Genomic DNA, 16,833 nt, shown 5'->3' on the forward strand with positions numbered 1-16,833 from the left:
TCACTGTATCTTTGCCGCACATTAAACAAATTAAGACAATGAAAAAATTATCACTTTTCGCACTTAGCGCAGTTCTGACGCTTGCCGCATGTAAGGAATCCAAGACAGACACCGCTACAACTTCAGGTGAACAGACTGTGGCTGCTTCCGTGGGTGACACATTTACCGTAAATACAACTGCAAGTACAGTGAAATGGACGGCTTACCACAAAGGAGGTCTGAATCCGCGTTTTGGAACCACCCAGGCCGCCGGAACATTCACGGTGGAAAACGGAACACTTACGGCCGGTTCCCTTACCTCAGACATCAACACCCTTACGACAGATCCTAAGGCGGTAGATTCTGCGATGAGCGATGGCAAAACATCAGCCGACCTGGATGCGCACCTGAAAAATGAGGATTTCTTTGATGTTGCGAAGTATCCTTCAGTAAAATTTGACATCACGAAGGTTGAAGATTTAGCTGCCGGAACAGAAAGCAAAGTTGTAGGTGCCAATAAAACTGTGAGCGGAAATCTTACCATTAAGGACAAAACAGTGAACGTTTCTTTCCCAGCGAAAGTAGAAGTTACTGAAAGTGGTCTTACAATGGTATCCAACTTCACCATCAACCGTCAGGATTGGGGACTTACCTATGGTACTGAAGGTGATGCAAAGGACTGGATGATCTCTCAGGAAGTGGATCTGGAACTGAATATTGTTGCTGCAAAATAATTTTTGACAAATACAGTAAAGAAGGCCGCGTTACCGTGGCCTTCTTTACTTTATAAAAGTGATGGATGATGGTATGTCAGGCAGATAATATCAGCAAATAAAAACCCCAAAGTAAACTTTAGGGTTCCTATTAATATGGTTATTAGTTTCAATAGGTTTTCACGGTTATTGATCCTATACAAATGTACCTGATGCATAAATAACCCGCAACAGGAAAAACACCCTTTTTTACTTGAAAAAGTACTGTGAAACGCTTATGAATTCAAAATGGATTACTACGTTAATTAATCCGCAGTCCATTGATCATAAATATTTTATTATAAAAAAAACATAATACATTAAATTTTTACAAAATACAAGCAATAGCTGAGATGGAATTACAATGTAATCGTTATATTTGATAATAGTTTGCATGTATATATCTAACTCTTAAAAACCAATGCTATGGATGCTTATGATCTGAGTACTATCGTGATAGTAGGTCTTCTGCTGTTTGTCTGGCTCCTGCCTTTTATTATAATACTGTCTTCCAACAGAACTCGCGGCCGTGAAAAACTTGCCTGGATCCTGGGAGTTATCTTTATTTCCTGGTTTGCCTGGATATTCTACCTCCTGCTCGCACCTGTATCCCGACAGAACGCCCGTGTTGATCAGCAGCCTTCAGAAGCATGAGAAAAACAATTTCGGTACAAAATAAAATATGCCCCAACAAAAGTTGAAGGGGCATATATAAATTAATTTCTACAGTATTATTTATTTAACAGCATCCCTGGTCGCCTGCGCCTCCATAAGGTGATGCTCCAGGGTTGGAAGTGTTTTTTCGGCGAATGCTTTCAAAGAAGAATCACTGCCCCCTGATGCCTGCTGCTTAAATTTTTCAATGGTTTCGGTGTGATGCCTAACCATCATATCTGCATATGCTCTGTCGAACTCCGCGCCACTTCTGGCCTGCAGATCATCATGTTCTTTTTTCTGATTATCGTCCACAGCCGATGGCAATGTAAATGCGGCACCTGTAGCCCACGATTTTAATTCGTCATTGGCTTTGCTGTGATCGCGAACCATCATCTCCGCCAGTGACTTCACTTTGGCATTAGTAGCCTTACCGGCCGCCAGATTACCAACCATCACTTCCATCATTCCTCCTTTTGCAGCATCGTTTGCAAAGGTACGGTCCTGCTCATTCATCTGAGTGGTTCCGGAAACCATAGTGGTGTCGGTCATGGCAGAGTCCATGGGGTACACCATATCCACACTGTCGGTTGAAGTGTCTGTTACTGTGCTTTCATTTTTCTTACAGGCCGTTAATGCGGCCACACAGAATAGTGCTAAAACTGAATTCTTCATAATAATATATTTTGTGGGATTAATGTCTTAGAACGCTGATTTTTAAGCACATCAACAATTTTGCCAAAAGAAAATAGAAAAGCAATTATGTTTGAAGCGATCACTTTTCAGATCAGGAAAGGAAAAATTCATAAAAACTTTGCAATCGCGGTAGTGTAAAACAAAAATCATATCGTAATATTGCAATGTAAAACAAGCAATGTTATTATGGGAATTACAAAAACAGAGCATTACACAAAAAGTCAAAACGAGACAGCAATTCTGCTGAAGGCAATCGCCCACCCTGCCCGTGTTGCGATTATTGAATATCTGATTACGACTAACACCTGCATCTGTAATGATATCGTGAACCATCTGCCTCTTTCGCAGGCAACTGTTTCGCAGCATTTAAGGGAACTGAAAAACGCGGATATCATTCAGGGTACCATTGAGGGGAAAGCAATTAATTACTGCATCAACAAAAAAACAATTCAAAAATTAGAAATCTATTTCAAAGAAATATTTAACGCCACAGCAATACTGGAAAACAATTGCTGCGGGAATTAACAATTTATAAAAATAATTATCATGAAACTTTCAGAAATCAAGACCATCCTGGATACCCTGCCGGAACTTCATTTTGTACTGGAAAACGGAGAACAGGTGCCGGATCATTTCCATGTTACAGAAGTGGGACAGATCAGCAAAAAATTTATTGACTGTGGTGGCACCATCCGCGACGAAAAAGCAGTTAATTTTCAGCTTTGGTACTCTACCGACAATGACCACCGTTTGGAAGCCGAGAAACTCAAAAAGATCATTGCCCTTTCTGAAGATAAACTTGGTTTGGAGGATGCTGAAATTGAAGTGGAATATCAGCAGGGCACAATCGGTAAATTTGGACTGAACTTTAACGGTAGGGAATTTGTGCTTACTGCCACATCTACGGCATGCCTTGCCGAGGACAGCTGCGGGGTTCCACAGCCAAAAACCAAGATGAAACTTTCCGAACTTCAATCCGCAAGCTGTGCTCCGGGATCCGGTTGCTGCTAGATTTTAAAAGTTTTTAAGTATTGTAAACTCCACAAAAACTTTATTAAATAAACCATGCTTAAAAGTCTGAAAGAAATTATTGAGGTCATTTCCATCATGCCTGTTTCCGAAGAACGAAAGAAAATCCTGCAATCTCTTGCTGAGTTCATTCAGAAAAAGGCAGATGCGGGTGAAAGGATCAACCTGAACTTCATCTGCACCCACAATTCGCGAAGAAGCCACTTTTCGCAGATCTGGGCACAGGTGATGGCTGAACATTTTAACATTAAAAACCTATACTGCTATTCCGGTGGAACCGAGGCTACAGCCATGTTTCCGAAAGTAGCTGAGACCCTCCGCAGTCAGGGAATGGAAATCCAGAAACTCTCTGAAACCGAGAATCCGGTCTATGCGGTAAAATGCTCAGAGAACGCACACCCGGTCATTTGCTTTTCAAAAAAGTATGATGATGCCTTCAATCCGGTATCCGGTTTTGCAGCGGTTATGACATGCTCCAGTGCAGATTTGGGCTGCCCATTTATTGCCGGAGCAGAAAAGCGTATACCCATCACCTTCGAGGATCCCAAAAGCAGCGATGGCGGACCAAATATGGACCAAATATATTTGGAGAGAAGTATGCAGATTGCTGCCGAAATGCACTATGTAATGAGTCTTGTTTCAACTCAAAATCAAAACTCCTATGACGGTAAATAACTGTGCACCGCACGAAAGAAAAAAACTCTCTTTTCTGGATAAAAACCTTACGCTCTGGATCTTCCTTGCCATGTTTCTGGGAGTGGCGATTGGTTATTTTTTTCCCGATTCCTCTACTGTGATCAATACCTTTTCCTACGGTACTACCAATATTCCGCTGGCCATCGGTCTGATTCTCATGATGTACCCACCTTTCACCAAGGTGCGGTACCGCGAACTTCCGAAAGTCTTTAAAAACACGAAAATCCTGGGGCTTTCCCTGCTACTGAACTGGGTGATAGGTCCTATTCTCATGTTTGCATTGGCCATCATTTTCCTGCACGGTTATCCCGAATACATGATCGGATTGATTCTGATCGGCCTGGCCAGGTGCATCGCAATGGTAATGGTGTGGAACGAGCTTGCCGAAGGAAACCGCGAATATGCCGCAGGACTTGTAGCCATCAACAGTATTTTTCAGGTGATTTTCTACAGTATTTATGCCTACCTATTCATTACGGTTTTACCTCCACTGTTCGGAATCACCGGCTCTGAGGTCGATATCACAATCGTTCAGATCGCCGAAAGTGTGGCAATTTATCTGGGAATTCCTTTTGTCCTGGGATTTCTGACCCGATATTTTCTGTTAAAAGCCAAAGGTGAGGAATGGTATAACGGCGCTTTTATTCCAAAAGTTTCTCCAATTACTTTAATCGCGCTGCTGTTCACGATTGTTATCATGTTCAGCCTTAAAGGCGAAATGATTGTACAGATTCCATTTGATGTACTTCGAATCGCAATACCCCTGGTTATCTATTTTGCACTCATGTTTCTGATCAGTTTTTTTGCAGGTAAAAAACTGGGCGCCGATTATTCCAAAAATGCAGCTATATCCTTCACTGCTGCGGGAAATAATTTTGAGTTAGCAATTGCCGTAGCCATAGGCGTTTACGGTATCAATTCCGGTCAGGCATTTGCTGGGGTAATTGGCCCGTTGGTGGAAGTACCCGCCCTGATTGCCCTGGTGAGCGTAGCTTTCTGGCTGAAAAAAAGGTGGTATAAAAACAGTTAGTTGCAGTCTTCAGCTATTTTTGCATATAATATTAAAAAGGAAGACCGTCACATGCTCCTTAAATTGGCTATATTTGAGGTATGCAATCACTGGAACAGATTATTGAATTAAAAAACGCACCCGAACTGATTTCCAAACTTACTCAGTTCAGCACGGTGCGCAATTATAAGGCCGGAGAAATGATTTTGGACGAGAACTCACTTATCCGGGCCATTCCGATTGTTACACGCGGGACACTTAAGGTGATGCGTACCGAAGAGGACGGTCGCGAAATACTTCTGTACTACATAAAACCCGGTGAAAGCTGCATTATGTCCTTTCTGGGAGGACTTCATGATGAAAGAAGTAAAGTCCGCGCCGAAGTGGAAGAAGATGCGGAAATCCTTTTTCTTCCTGTGGAAAAGGTATCCCTGTTCATTCGGGAATATCCGGAATGGCTGGATTATATTTTCAGACTATATCATAAGAGGTTTGAAGAACTTCTGGAGATTGTAAATGCCATCGCTTTTAAAAAAGTAGACGAGCGGCTCCTCGATTTGCTGCAGAAAAAGAAGCAGGTTACAGGCAGCAATACCCTCCAGGTAACTCATGAACAGCTGGCCAATGAACTGGGCACTGCACGTGTGGTGGTCTCCAGGCTCCTGAAACAGCTTGAAGAACACGGGCACCTTCAGCTGGGCCGAAACAAAATCACGCTAATGTAACCTAAGTAGCGGTGTGCGTTTTCCGGATGATGCAATTTTGCAGCATCAAAAAATCATCATGGAAATACTGGGTTACGCAGCTTCACTTCTTATCGGAATTTCATTAGGGCTTATTGGCGGCGGCGGCAGCATACTCACGGTCCCGGTGCTGGTTTATCTCTTTCGGCTGGATGCAGCTATAGCGACGTTCTACTCACTTTTTATAGTAGGTGTCACCAGCATGGTGGGCTCGGTTTCTTTTTTCCGCAAAGGGCAGGTAGATCTCCGTACCGCATTGTTCTTTGGTATGCCGTCTGTAATTACAGTTTATCTTACGCGCTTATATATTTTTCCCGCCGTGCCGGAGGAAATACTATTTGTGGATAACTGGCTGCTCAGTAAGGATATGTTCCTGATGATCACCTTTGCCATCTTAATGGTAGCGGCATCCTACAGTATGATAAAAAAATGCCGGGGAGAAGATTGTGACGAAGAAAGGCCGGTTAAAAAAAATGTGCTTGCTATCCTGGCCTATGGTGCTGCAACAGGCCTAACTACCGGAATGCTGGGCGCCGGTGGCGGATTTATCATTATCCCCGCGCTGGTAAACTTGTTGGGTTTGGACATCCGAAAAGCCATCGGTACTTCCCTATTCATCATCGCGGTCAATTCACTTTTTGGATTCAGTGTTTCCATCACGCAGTTTAGCATCGAGTGGGCCTTAATCATAAAAATCGCCTTACTGGCCATAGCCGGACTTTTTGCGGGCATGTATTTTTCGGCCAGAACCGATGGCAAAAAATTAAAGCCTGCATTTGGCTATTTTGTCCTGCTAATGGGCGTGTATATTCTCCTGAAGGAAATTACAGACTTTTAATTAAAATTTAAATATTATAAATATGTTCAACTTATTAAAAAATCTTTTTTCAGCTCCCGATAGGTCTGAATTTAAGGAAATCATGAAAAACAAGCCTTTACTTGTAGATGTGCGCACCCGCGAAGAATTTCAGGGTGGCTCCGTTAAGGGCGCTGTGAACATCCCATTGAACACTGTTTCGAAAGATCTGAGGCGTTTTGCCGGAAAGGGAAACATCGTCGTTTTCTGCCGCAGCGGCAACCGAAGCAGCCAGGCTAAAATCATTCTGGATCAGGCAGGTGTTTCCAAGGTATATAACGGCGGCAGCCTACATAATATTCAAAACCTGTTAAAGCAAAATTAAATGACAGATTTATTATCATGGCCATGGTATGTGGCCGGACCACTGATTGGACTCACAGTTCCTGCCCTGCTTATTCTCGGAAATAAATCATTCGGAATCTCCTCTTCGCTACGTCACATCTGTGCCTCATGTTTGCCATCGGGTATCCCTTTCTTTAAATATAACTGGCAAAAAGAGATCTGGAACCTGGTTTTTGTACTTGGTATTCTCATTGGCGGTATTATATCCGTAACATTATTAAGCAGCCCACAGGCGGTAAATGTTCATCCCGATCTTGTGCAGGAACTGGCAGGCTACGGCATCACAGATTACAGCAATTTGGTACCGGTTGAACTTATGAACTGGGAATCCCTATTCACCGCGCGCGGCCTTATCATGATGGTGGGTGGCGGCTTGCTGGTAGGCTTCGGAACCCGCTATGCAGGCGGATGCACCAGCGGACATTCCATTATGGGCATTGCCAACCTTCAGCTTCCAAGCCTTATCGCTACCGTCTTTTTTATGATTGGAGGATTTATTATGGCCAACTTCATTTTACCCCTGATCTTATCACTCTAAAATTTAAAAGGAAATGCAAAAACCAACATACAATAATGCCGACCTTGAAGTAAGGTCACTGGATACCATGTGCGTGAACGAAAGTGCGCTGGAACACCGCTGGTACCACAACCTTAAATATCTGACAGTGGGTGTTTTTTTCGGAATAGTTTTCATCAAAGCCGAAGTCATCAGCTGGTTCAGGATTCAGGAGATGTTCAGGCTGCAGTCTTTTCATATGTACGGAATCATCGGCTCGGCAATCCTTGTGGCCATGGCTTCTATTTTTCTGATTAAAAAATTCAGGGCAAAAACAATCTACGGAGAGGAAATCGTATTCCATGACAAGAAATTTAATAAAGGACAGATTTATGGTGGGCTGATTTTCGGCTTGGGCTGGGCACTTACCGGCGCCTGTCCCGGGCCGCTTTTCGCACAGATAGGTACCGGCGCCACAGCTGTTGCCGTCACGCTGTTGAGTGCTATTGCCGGGACCTGGATTTACGGATATTTCCGTGAAAAATTACCTCATTAAAAATGAATGACCTTCATAATCACCTAAGATTAAACAGAAAATCCGCCTCATCTTTTCAGATTGGCGGATTACTTTTATGTTTAAAAACTAGGCTGGAATCGGATTCATCTCCCGGTCCCAGAACCTGTGCAGGATAATATCCCCTACAAACTGTTCAAGATTTCCGTCGGTCACTATACCGTCTTCCGGATCTTTAAGCCCCGGAATGGCTTTCTTCAGCAACTCCGTACCGTTATCATCCGCAGCAATTGGCTTGCAGTGCTTGTAGGCTTCAGCAATAAAATGAATTGCACCCGCGTGTTCCATTAAGGTTTTCACACTGTCGCCCCCAGCTACATAAACAGCATCAAAGATTACTGAATCTGTAGTCAGCAGGCTGTCGCATACCGGATACTCATCACCTTTTTTAGTAGTTACGAAACCATGTCGCGGTGCGATGATCTGTACAATGGCACCAAGTTCACAAAGAACTTTCTGAGTTTTGGTAAATGCGTCATCATTCACTCCGTTCGCAGTAAGCAGTGCAATTCTTCTGGCCTTAATGTTTGTCGGAAGTTTATTCGCCATACTTACTGACGGGGCTTCGGAAATAGGAAGTTCAACTTCGATGGAATGATGTTCCGCCGGATCTCCGTCGGCCGGTATGCTTCCCGTAATTGGCTGTGGCAGTCTGCGTGGTACAAGGCCGAGATGCTCGCCTACCATATTGGCCAGATCAGCATCAACTTCCAATAACATATCCACCATACGCTGGCGGATCGGCACACGCTGCACTTTACCAAGTTCAAATGAGAAAGCATTCTGAATGTGTCGCTTCTCATGTATGGTCATACTGTTATAGAAAAGTTTGGGCTGACTGAAATGATCGAAGAAACTCTTGCTCCTCCTGCGGATTTTGTTGGAATCGACGCGTTCCTCAAACGAAGTAAAGCCTCCTTCTTTCATCATGGCCTGGAACGGACATCCCTGAGCCATGGAATTTGGATGGTAAGACACTTTTCCCTTGGGGATCTGCATACGGTGAATACCGTCCCGCTGATTATTGGTTACATCCGGTATCGAGCGGTTAATCGGTATTTCATGGAAGTTAGGGCCACCCAATCTGGACAGCTGGGTATCGGTATAGGAGAATAACCTGCCCTGAAGCAAAGGATCATTAGTAAAATCGATACCCGGTACAATATGACCCGGGTGGAAGGCCACCTGCTCCGTTTCAGCAAAGAAATTGTCGGGATTTCGGTTTAGTGTCATCTTTCCGATGATTTCCACCGGTACCATTTCTTCCGGAATCATTTTGGTGGCATCCAAAAGGTCAAACGGGAATTTATGCTCATCTTCCTGCTTAACAATCTGAACACCAAGTTCCCACTCAGGGTAAAGTCCCTGATCGATGGCATCCCAAAGATCGCGGCGGTGATAATCGGTATCTTTCCCGGCCAGTCGCTGAGCTTCGTCCCAGGCAAGTCCTAACACTCCCTGAAGTGGTTTCCAATGAAACTTAACAAAGTGAGATTCGCCTTCTTCGTTTATGAATCTGAAAGTATGGATACCGAATCCTTCCATAGAACGGAGGGTTCTTGGGATCGCACGGTCACTCATCAGCCACATAATATTGTGCATCGCTTCGGGCATCAAAGAAATAAAATCCCAGAACGTGTCATGGGCCGATGCCGCCTGCGGAATCTCATTATCCGGTTCCGGCTTCACCGCGTGCACAAGATCCGGAAACTTCATTGCATCCTGGATGAAGAACACGGGCGTATTGTTACCTACGAGATCATAATTACCTTCCTGAGTATAGAATTTCACGGCAAATCCGCGAATATCCCGTGGTAAATCCGTAGATCCGCGGCTTCCCTGTACTGTGGAAAAGCGTACAAATACAGGCGTTTTTATACCGGTATCATTCAGGAATTTCGCTTTGGTGTACTTTGCCATTGATTTATAAAGCTGAAATTCCCCGTGGGCACCGGAACCTCTCGCATGAACGATTCTTTCCGGGATCCTTTCGTGGTCAAAATGAGTCATTTTTTCGCGGAAGATAAAATCCTCCAGGAGGGACGGACCACGCTCACCGACCTTCAGGGTATTTTGGTCGTCATTAATCTTTACGCCGTGATCTGTGGTCATAAATTCGCCATGATCATCCACTTTATATTTTCCTAACTGTTCGAGTTTTGGGTTGGCTCCATTCTCGAATGGCTCCTGTTCGTTTACTTTCATAATGTCTGTGATTGGAGTTTGGATTAAACGGCGTTAAGGTCTTTGGACTGATGCTTGCCGCCAGCTGCCTGCGAATTAAGGTTGGTGTCGGCGATGATGGTGAGCAGACAGTCGGACTTCTTTTCTTCACCCAGCGTACGCAGAAGCAGATCCAGTGCTGGCCTTTCGTTAAGAACTTTTGCATAGGCGCATAGTGTACCATAGCTGGCAATCTCGTAATGTTCCACTTTTTGTGAACTGCCTATAATTGCGGCATCGCGTACAGGACCCTCAGCAGCGCTAGCCACTGTTTCACGTCCTTCTTCCAGAATTCCCTCAATAGCCGGACATTTCTTACCTTCTGCTTTCATGTCCATGGAGGCAAACGCTTGCTCCAGACGCACAACCTGCTGCTGGGTCTGCAGAAGGTGATCCTTAATGGCAGTTTTGAGTTTGTGATTGGAAGCTTTCTCATACATTTCCGGAAGGGCTTTTACCAATGCATTTTCTGCATAATAGATGTCCTTCAGACCATCTATAAAAAGGTCTCGCAGCTGCATAGCTTCAGCCTTCGCAGACTCATTCTCTGTTGTCGGTTTTTTCTTTTCCATTGAATTAATATTTTGTTAATGTTTGTGTTTGAGCACTTTAGAAACAGACTCAGTGAACTGAATCCGCTTCCCGAAGAGCATCAATTATCAAACCAAAAAGGCTTTTTTTCATTCGGCTGAAGATGAATTTATGCATGTGGACCAACTCAGGACAAGTGGGAACAAAACTTGCAATAAAGAATAAAAACCACTAATCTGCGAGGATGAAGCTGAAAACCAATGTATCATTTATGCAGTATCTGCAATTGATGTTCAAACTTACCTATCAAAAACCGATGCTTCGTGTGCTGATTGGAGTAGCTGTTATCCTGCTTCTGTGGATAATCATTCATCACCTTCACATAACTACGCTTCCTACACCAATCATTTACCAATACATTACGCTGATTCTCATCGCTGTGGTACAACCTTTCATTGTTTTCATTACGATACACAGTAATTATCATTCCAGCAACCAGCTACGGGAAACGCTGGATATGGAGATTACTGACGACCTGATTAAAATCCGTGGACAAAGCTTTTACATGGAGATCCAGTGGGTGCAGATTTACAGATTCAGTGAACTGAAAAGATGGTTCCTGATTTACCAGAATAACCTTTCGGCGATCATCATCCCTAAAAGAAGTCTGACCGAGGAGGAAATTACCAGGCTCCGGTCTATTATGGCAAAGGCCGAAAAGAACCAACATAAATGATAAATCAAAGACTAAAATTCGTCACCAGATAGAAAGCGGCCCAGGCAACAAATACCAGCGCAATTACCCAGACCCAAACGGGAATGGTGCGTGGATTTTCGCTTCCTTTAATGATAAAACTCTGGTTCCTTCCGGTATCATAGGCATTAAGCATCAACGGCAAGGTTCCGCTTACAGTTTCATTATCGGAAAGTCCTTCTATATGAATGATTGGCCCGTTTCGCACGGAAAAGTTTATCACCTTTACACCTTCCTTCCGGTCGAATTTACTCACGATCTTCAGAGTATGAAAACCGTCAGTCAGTTTTGTGGTATCCAGGTTAAATATGACCGGGGTCTGCAATTCGGCCACAGGATTGGATTCATCGTCTATATACAGCAGAACCAAGGCATTGTGTTCAGGCATTTATTTATTTTTTAAAATTCCAGTACGGTATTCTTGATGTGTTTGCTGCTTTTTTCGCCGGGCTTAATCAGGTATTTAAGTGAGTAAAAAAGGGTGTACAGCGTAATGACGGCAATGATAATCACGATTACCCAGTCCCAGTTCGAACTGGGGCCGGTTCCATGGGTAAGTTCCTGAGTAATTTCGGGCTGCTGCAGTTTGCAGGCATCACAGGCCCTGTACCATGCCGAGCCCAGCAATAAGATTATAAGTGTTAAAAGCGTGTTTTTCATCTTATTCAATTTTATCCATTATGGCCTGCACCTGTTCCGCGGTTACGGGATCTCCATTATTTCCCCAACTGCTGCGTTCGTGATTGATGAGTGCGGCTACTTCTTCGGGTTTAAGCCCTGCGTTGGCACCCACCGCCGGCATTGCGGCAAATTCCGGCCGTGGGTCGTACCCTTTCATAATGATGGTTACAAAAAGCTCCAGATTGTCTCCCAGCACCACGGGGCTTCCTTTCAGCGGAGGAAAAGCGCCCGGCAAACCTTCGCCACCCGCCTGATGGCAGCTTGCACAATTTGCTGTGAACAGTGCACTTCCATCAGGAAGAGTTCTCCCGCCGGCATTTGCTGTAGTTCCCTTCTCTTTTTTATATAAAAATTCTCCAGATGCTATATTATCAGGTAAATCGGTTTGCTTCAGACTCAGCAGATATGCGACCAAATCCTGCGCATCCTTTGATGGGATTATTTTCCCGGTAAGCCCTGCCCTGAAGGCTGCAGGCACACTCACCTCCACATCGCCGGGCCCCAGATCCTCCTTTACCAGGAACAACCATTTGTAGGACGGCATTATGGATTCCGGAACCACAGAACGTGGGTTGTATAAATGAGCGTACTGCCACTCTTTACTGGGCTGCCGTGTTCCTATACTTGTAAGGTCGGGTCCTGTTCTCTCCGTTCCCATCAGGGTGGCGGTATTCTGAAAAAGATTCAGTCTCCGGTTCCGGGCATAATCTGCAGCCATGCTGGGGCGCGACCCAAATACCGCATCCATGTCCACATTCCGTACCTGCTGAGTATGGCAGGCTACGCAGCCTTCTCTTATATAAACAGCTTTCCCATTGTTCTCACTTTCAGTGAGTGCTGCAGTACCGGGTAAAGGTTGGTTAATTTTTTCATTATTCAGCGCCGGCAGAATGCAGATAATCAGCGTGAGCACCAGAAAGAATGTCAGTGCGGCGGAGAACAGTTTTTTATGGTTGTTAAAGAAATCCATCAGACGTTCGCTTTTTTATGTTGAATGATTTCCAGCATATCTGCCGGAGTTTGCGGCAGGTAGATTTCCCTTCGGGGTTTGATCATCCGGTAGAAGTTGTACGCAAATACAATATGCGAAATCCACATCATGGTGCCTCCGATCGCGCGCCACAGCCAGTATGGAACCATCGTAACCACACTTTCAATAAAGGGCTGTTTATCCATCCACTGTATACCCTTCAACGTACTGCCGATCATCAGCGAAATGGTGTACACCAGTACTCCGATAAGCGCGAGCCAGAAATGGAGGCCCACCGCGAGACTTGGCGGCTGGTAGGAGGTTATTCGCGGAACCAACGTATAGGTAAAAGAAAACAGCATGAACGTGATGATGCCGTACATCGTAAGGTGCGAGTGGGCCACTGTGAAATCGGTAAAATGCCACAGCAGGTTTGTACTTCGGAAGGCCTCCACGGTTCCCTGCATGGAACCTGTAAAATAAAAGATGATCGAAACCACCTAAAACGGAAGCACATAACTGAGTTTCAGGCGGTGCCAGGAGCCGCGTATCGTCATCATAAAGTTCACGCTGCCGGCGGCAACGGGAATCACCATCCCTACACTGGCCACAATCGCCACGGTCTGCATCCACCACGGAATGGCACTGAAGATAAAGTGATGCGTACCAATAAGGGTATAGAACAAAATCTGGGTCCAGAAGGCCAGAATACTGAGGCTGTATGAATAAACGGGGCTGTTCAGTTCCTGAGGCAGAAAATAGTACATAAGTCCGAGGTTAAGGAACATAAACCACATGCCCACGCCCTGATGCATAAAATAGCCCTGAACAATGGTCTCGCCAAGGCCCTGTTGCCAGAAGGGAAGATAGGCAACAATCAGAATCGTAATTACAAACATCATTGCTGAGACGATGTACCAGTTGGAGACGTAAATCTCTTCGGTCTTCCTGAACGCAATGGTCTTAAAAAGATTATACACCGTAATGATGATGCCGCCCGCAAAAAGCGCCATGACCGGCCAGATATATTCCCTGTATTCGCCGCCGCTGTTGTTTACACCGGCCACGAGCAGGATGCTGCCCAGGAGTACTGCACTATTCATTAAAATCAGCGTATAGTATCCGGATTTAAGACTGAAAATCCTTGTATTCCCGACACGCGGAACCACATAATAGGAAAAGCCAACCATTGCCATGGAAGCCCAACCCCGAAAGACCATATTGGTATGCACGGGTCTTAATCTCCCGAAGCTTAACCAACTGATGTGGTCGGCATCCGGGGCAACGAATTTTATTCCAAGATAGAATCCCACGGAAGTACCCACGAAAAGCCAGAAGATGGCACAGCCCAGATACCAGAGAATGAGCTGCCTCTCTTCAGCCGGAATCTGTACCTTCCCTTTAGATTCCCTCTTGGTATGCAGAAAACGGATGTCATGCACTTCGGTCGCCTGATCTATCAAGCCTTTGGGATCCTGAACACTTCTGTTCGGCGAAAGTTCGTCTCCTGCCAATTGGAACTCCAGTTCAAGGCGGCGCTCCTCCAGTTGAGTGATTTCGGTCGGTTGAAGGTTTCTGATCTTTTTGTAGATGCCTTTTAATTCTTTTGTTTTTAAAGTGTTTGAAATGATCCGGTTGATTCTGACCAGCATAAGGATCAGCGCAAAAATAATGGGTACGGAAAGGAGAATGATGGTGAGCTGCAAACCTGGCTCGTTCAGAAGTTTGTCCATGATGTCTGTTAAAGATCCACTGCTTTGGGATCCTTAAATGTACACGGACTTACGGTATCGTCTTATGACCTTAATCATAAGAGCATTCCTGTTTTAATAGTAAATTTTACGGTCATTTATCTGAAGCTGCCCTTCCTTTTCCATCATTTTCACTGTACGGATTACCGTCTCCACCCGAAGTCCGGTAAGGTTTGCCATTTGCTGCCGGGTAAGCGGAAGGCAATAAAGACTTGTGCAGGTGGAGTGCATTTGTTTGAAATAATCCATCAGACCGCTGAGACGGACGTGCGGGTCTTTGGAGAAAAGATTCTGGGACATCAGCATTTTATAATAAAGCCGTTGTGCCAGAGTCCTGTTAATGGCCAGCGAATATTGAGGATGAGCATGCAGAAGTTCAAAAAAGCGGTCTTTTGGAAGCTCCAGCACGGTGCTCGCGCTCAGCGCTGCTGCGTCGGTAGGATAAGACCTGTCCAGAAACAGTAAGGCTTCGCCAAAACACTGGCCTGTTTCAAAGATATGCTGAATAAATTCCTTACCGTCCTCACTGGTATTGCTCAGCTTTACCTGTCCGGAAACAATCTGAAAATAATGCAGACCCAACGAGTGCTTTTCATAAATATAATCGCCGGTTTCATACGTGTGGACCGTAGCATCATAACTTTTTAACAGTTCTGCAGGAATCATGCTTAAAGATAGCGAATTGATTTGAAGAGCAGGCACCGCCATTCGAATTAACAGTACAATTGCCTCAACAGCTGACAACCGGACCGCCGGTAAATAAAATAAAAAAGCTCCCTTTCGGAAGCTTAAGTTTAGCTGTTTGCAAGCTGCAACACACCGGTTTTCTCCATACATTCCCGCATCTTAAGATAGGTGCGCTCAATGTCATGGTCCAGACCGATGGAAAAACGGATGAGTCCTGGTGAAAGACCCATTTCCTTTTGTTCGTCCTCAGGAATCTCGGATGATGTAGATGTACCGGAAGCACAGAAAAGTGTTTTATAGAACCCAAGACTTACAGCCAGATAACCCAGATTAGCTTCCTGCATGGCTTCCATAAGTTCATTTGCCTTCTCAACAGTCTTTACGTCCAGGGCTATAAGACCGCCGAAGCCGTAATCTTCATTCATCATTTCTGAAAAAAGCTCATGTTGCGGATGACTCTGCAAACCGGGGTATTTTACCTTCAGTCCATCCTCTTCCCATCTTTCAGCCAGATACTGTGCGTTCTCGCTGTGTTTTTTCATCCGTAAATGAAGAGTCCGTAGATTCTTAAGAATACTTGCAGCACGCAGGCTGTCCATGGTAGGACCTAGCAGCATGCACGCCCCGCTGTTCACATCTTTCAGCCGGTTAATGAAATCTTCTGTTCCGCATATTGCACCGCCTACCGCATCGCTGCTACCGTTTATGAACTTGGTGAGACTGTGAATAGTAACATCAGCACCCAACAAATTTGGCGATACCATGAGCGGCGAAAATGTATTATCGACCACCAACTGCAAATTATGCTTTTTCGCAAGCTCTGAAAGTGCGGTAAGGTCTGCCACTTCAAGAAGTGGGTTACTTACTGTTTCGCAGTAAATCATGCGGGTATTTTCGGTGATGGATGCTTCTACTGCCTCAAGATTGGTAATATCAACAAAAGAAGTATCGATTTTAAGACCAGGCAGGAAATTTTTCATGAATGCATACGTTCCGCCATAAATAGTGCGGCTGGAAACAATATGATCTCCTGACTTGCACACCTGAAGTAATACGGATGTGATGGCCCCCATCCCTGATGCTGTTACATTCGCACTTTCGGTTCCTTCCATCTGCGCAAGTGCCTGAGACAGATAGAGGTTACTTGGAGATGTATGCCGGGAGTATAAATAACAACCTTCTGTTTTCCCCTCGAAGGTATCCGACATGGCTTTGGCCGTAAGGAATGTATAAGTAGAACTGTCCGAAATGGACGGATTTACACCACCGAACTCTCCGAAGAACTGAAGGTCCTGAATGTTGTTTACTGCACTGAATTCTTTCATATTTTCTATTTTCCATAAAATTGTCAAAATCCAATCTAATAAACAATGTAGATGAGAATAATCAGAAAAATTAAATTAGGAT

General features: G+C 44.7%; 20 protein-coding genes and 1 pseudogene. 12 read left to right on the plus strand and 9 right to left on the minus strand.

Going from position 1 to position 16,833, the window contains the following annotated elements; genetic code table 11:
* The first annotated feature begins 38 nt into the window (after window positions 1-38).
* Window positions 39-713 carry a YceI family protein gene (locus H1R16_RS02575; protein WP_181885806.1) on the plus strand — a complete coding sequence of 225 codons (675 nt, stop codon included), beginning with the start codon at window positions 39-41 and terminating at the stop codon, window positions 711-713.
* A 444-nt stretch (window positions 714-1,157) separates the two neighbouring features.
* Window positions 1,158-1,385: a hypothetical protein gene (locus tag H1R16_RS02580; RefSeq protein ID WP_181885805.1), complete on the plus strand. Its 228-nt coding sequence runs from the start codon at window positions 1,158-1,160 to the stop codon at window positions 1,383-1,385.
* An 81-nt stretch (window positions 1,386-1,466) separates the two neighbouring features.
* Here H1R16_RS02580 and H1R16_RS02585 read toward each other — a convergent pair whose 3' ends face one another.
* On the minus strand, window positions 1,467-2,060 hold the full coding sequence (locus H1R16_RS02585; protein ID WP_181885804.1) for a DUF4142 domain-containing protein: 594 nt from the start codon (window positions 2,058-2,060) through the stop codon (window positions 1,467-1,469).
* A 207-nt stretch (window positions 2,061-2,267) separates the two neighbouring features.
* On the opposite strand from H1R16_RS02585, the gene H1R16_RS02590 reads away from it, so the two are divergent.
* The 9 genes from H1R16_RS02590 to H1R16_RS02630 all read left to right on the plus strand — a co-directional run bounded on the left by H1R16_RS02590 (window position 2,268) and on the right by H1R16_RS02630 (window position 7,811).
* Window positions 2,268-2,606: an ArsR/SmtB family transcription factor gene (locus tag H1R16_RS02590; protein WP_181885803.1), complete on the plus strand. Its 339-nt coding sequence runs from the start codon at window positions 2,268-2,270 to the stop codon at window positions 2,604-2,606.
* 21 nt (window positions 2,607-2,627) lie between these two features.
* Entirely contained in the window at window positions 2,628-3,092 is a 465-nt protein-coding gene (locus H1R16_RS02595; protein ID WP_181885802.1) for a DUF6428 family protein, read from the plus strand.
* Between the two features lie 54 nt (window positions 3,093-3,146).
* Window positions 3,147-3,785 carry an arsenate-mycothiol transferase ArsC gene (locus H1R16_RS02600; RefSeq protein ID WP_181885801.1) on the plus strand — a complete coding sequence of 213 codons (639 nt, stop codon included), beginning with the start codon at window positions 3,147-3,149 and terminating at the stop codon, window positions 3,783-3,785.
* The gene (gene arsB, locus H1R16_RS02605; protein WP_181885800.1) at window positions 3,772-4,836 is read left to right on the plus strand and encodes an ACR3 family arsenite efflux transporter; all 1,065 of its coding nucleotides are present in this window, start codon (window positions 3,772-3,774) and stop codon (window positions 4,834-4,836) included. Before H1R16_RS02600 ends, arsB begins: the two co-directional genes overlap by 14 nt.
* 80 nt (window positions 4,837-4,916) lie before the next feature.
* Complete coding sequence (locus H1R16_RS02610; RefSeq protein WP_181885799.1) at window positions 4,917-5,540, plus strand: Crp/Fnr family transcriptional regulator; 624 nt, start codon at window positions 4,917-4,919, stop codon at window positions 5,538-5,540.
* A gap of 58 nt (window positions 5,541-5,598) precedes the next feature.
* Window positions 5,599-6,396, plus strand: coding sequence for a sulfite exporter TauE/SafE family protein (locus tag H1R16_RS02615; RefSeq protein WP_181885798.1), 798 nt, complete (start codon window positions 5,599-5,601; stop codon window positions 6,394-6,396).
* 22 nt (window positions 6,397-6,418) lie between these two features.
* Window positions 6,419-6,739: a rhodanese-like domain-containing protein gene (locus H1R16_RS02620; RefSeq protein ID WP_181885797.1), complete on the plus strand. Its 321-nt coding sequence runs from the start codon at window positions 6,419-6,421 to the stop codon at window positions 6,737-6,739.
* A complete protein-coding gene (locus tag H1R16_RS02625) occupies window positions 6,740-7,297 on the plus strand; it encodes a YeeE/YedE family protein (RefSeq protein WP_181885796.1) in 558 nt (185 codons plus the stop codon).
* 13 nt (window positions 7,298-7,310) lie between these two features.
* Window positions 7,311-7,811: a DUF6691 family protein gene (locus H1R16_RS02630; protein WP_181885795.1), complete on the plus strand. Its 501-nt coding sequence runs from the start codon at window positions 7,311-7,313 to the stop codon at window positions 7,809-7,811.
* A gap of 87 nt (window positions 7,812-7,898) precedes the next feature.
* Here the strand turns inward: H1R16_RS02630 and H1R16_RS02635 are convergent, their stop codons facing one another.
* Complete coding sequence (locus tag H1R16_RS02635) at window positions 7,899-10,034, minus strand: catalase (RefSeq protein ID WP_181885794.1); 2,136 nt, start codon at window positions 10,032-10,034, stop codon at window positions 7,899-7,901.
* Between the two features lie 23 nt (window positions 10,035-10,057).
* Window positions 10,058-10,624 carry a YciE/YciF ferroxidase family protein gene (locus tag H1R16_RS02640; protein WP_181885793.1) on the minus strand — a complete coding sequence of 189 codons (567 nt, stop codon included), beginning with the start codon at window positions 10,622-10,624 and terminating at the stop codon, window positions 10,058-10,060.
* 203 nt (window positions 10,625-10,827) lie between these two features.
* Here H1R16_RS02640 and H1R16_RS02645 point away from each other — a divergent pair, with 203 nt between their 5' ends.
* Entirely contained in the window at window positions 10,828-11,319 is a 492-nt protein-coding gene (locus H1R16_RS02645) for a YcxB family protein (protein WP_181885792.1), read from the plus strand.
* A gap of 4 nt (window positions 11,320-11,323) precedes the next feature.
* Here H1R16_RS02645 and H1R16_RS02650 read toward each other — a convergent pair whose 3' ends face one another.
* From H1R16_RS02650 to H1R16_RS02675, 6 genes and pseudogenes are all read right to left on the minus strand, one after another.
* Window positions 11,324-11,725, minus strand: a complete 402-nt coding sequence (locus H1R16_RS02650; protein ID WP_181885791.1) for a cytochrome C — start codon at window positions 11,723-11,725, stop codon at window positions 11,324-11,326.
* A gap of 11 nt (window positions 11,726-11,736) precedes the next feature.
* Complete coding sequence (locus H1R16_RS02655; protein WP_181885790.1) at window positions 11,737-11,997, minus strand: hypothetical protein; 261 nt, start codon at window positions 11,995-11,997, stop codon at window positions 11,737-11,739.
* 1 nt (window position 11,998) lies between these two features.
* Window positions 11,999-12,988 carry a cytochrome c gene (locus H1R16_RS02660; protein WP_181885789.1) on the minus strand — a complete coding sequence of 330 codons (990 nt, stop codon included), beginning with the start codon at window positions 12,986-12,988 and terminating at the stop codon, window positions 11,999-12,001.
* Window positions 12,988-14,721, minus strand: a pseudogene (locus H1R16_RS02665) (cbb3-type cytochrome c oxidase subunit I). Before H1R16_RS02665 ends, H1R16_RS02660 begins: the two are co-directional and overlap by 1 nt.
* 93 nt (window positions 14,722-14,814) lie before the next feature.
* The gene (locus H1R16_RS02670) at window positions 14,815-15,405 is read right to left on the minus strand and encodes a Crp/Fnr family transcriptional regulator (protein ID WP_181885788.1); all 591 of its coding nucleotides are present in this window, start codon (window positions 15,403-15,405) and stop codon (window positions 14,815-14,817) included.
* A 128-nt stretch (window positions 15,406-15,533) separates the two neighbouring features.
* On the minus strand, window positions 15,534-16,751 hold the full coding sequence (locus H1R16_RS02675; protein ID WP_181885787.1) for an aminotransferase class I/II-fold pyridoxal phosphate-dependent enzyme: 1,218 nt from the start codon (window positions 16,749-16,751) through the stop codon (window positions 15,534-15,536).
* Between the last annotated feature and the right edge of the window lie 82 nt (window positions 16,752-16,833).

It is taken from the genome of Marnyiella aurantia, from assembly GCF_014041915.1.
Lineage (GTDB): Bacteria > Bacteroidota > Bacteroidia > Flavobacteriales > Weeksellaceae > Marnyiella > Marnyiella aurantia.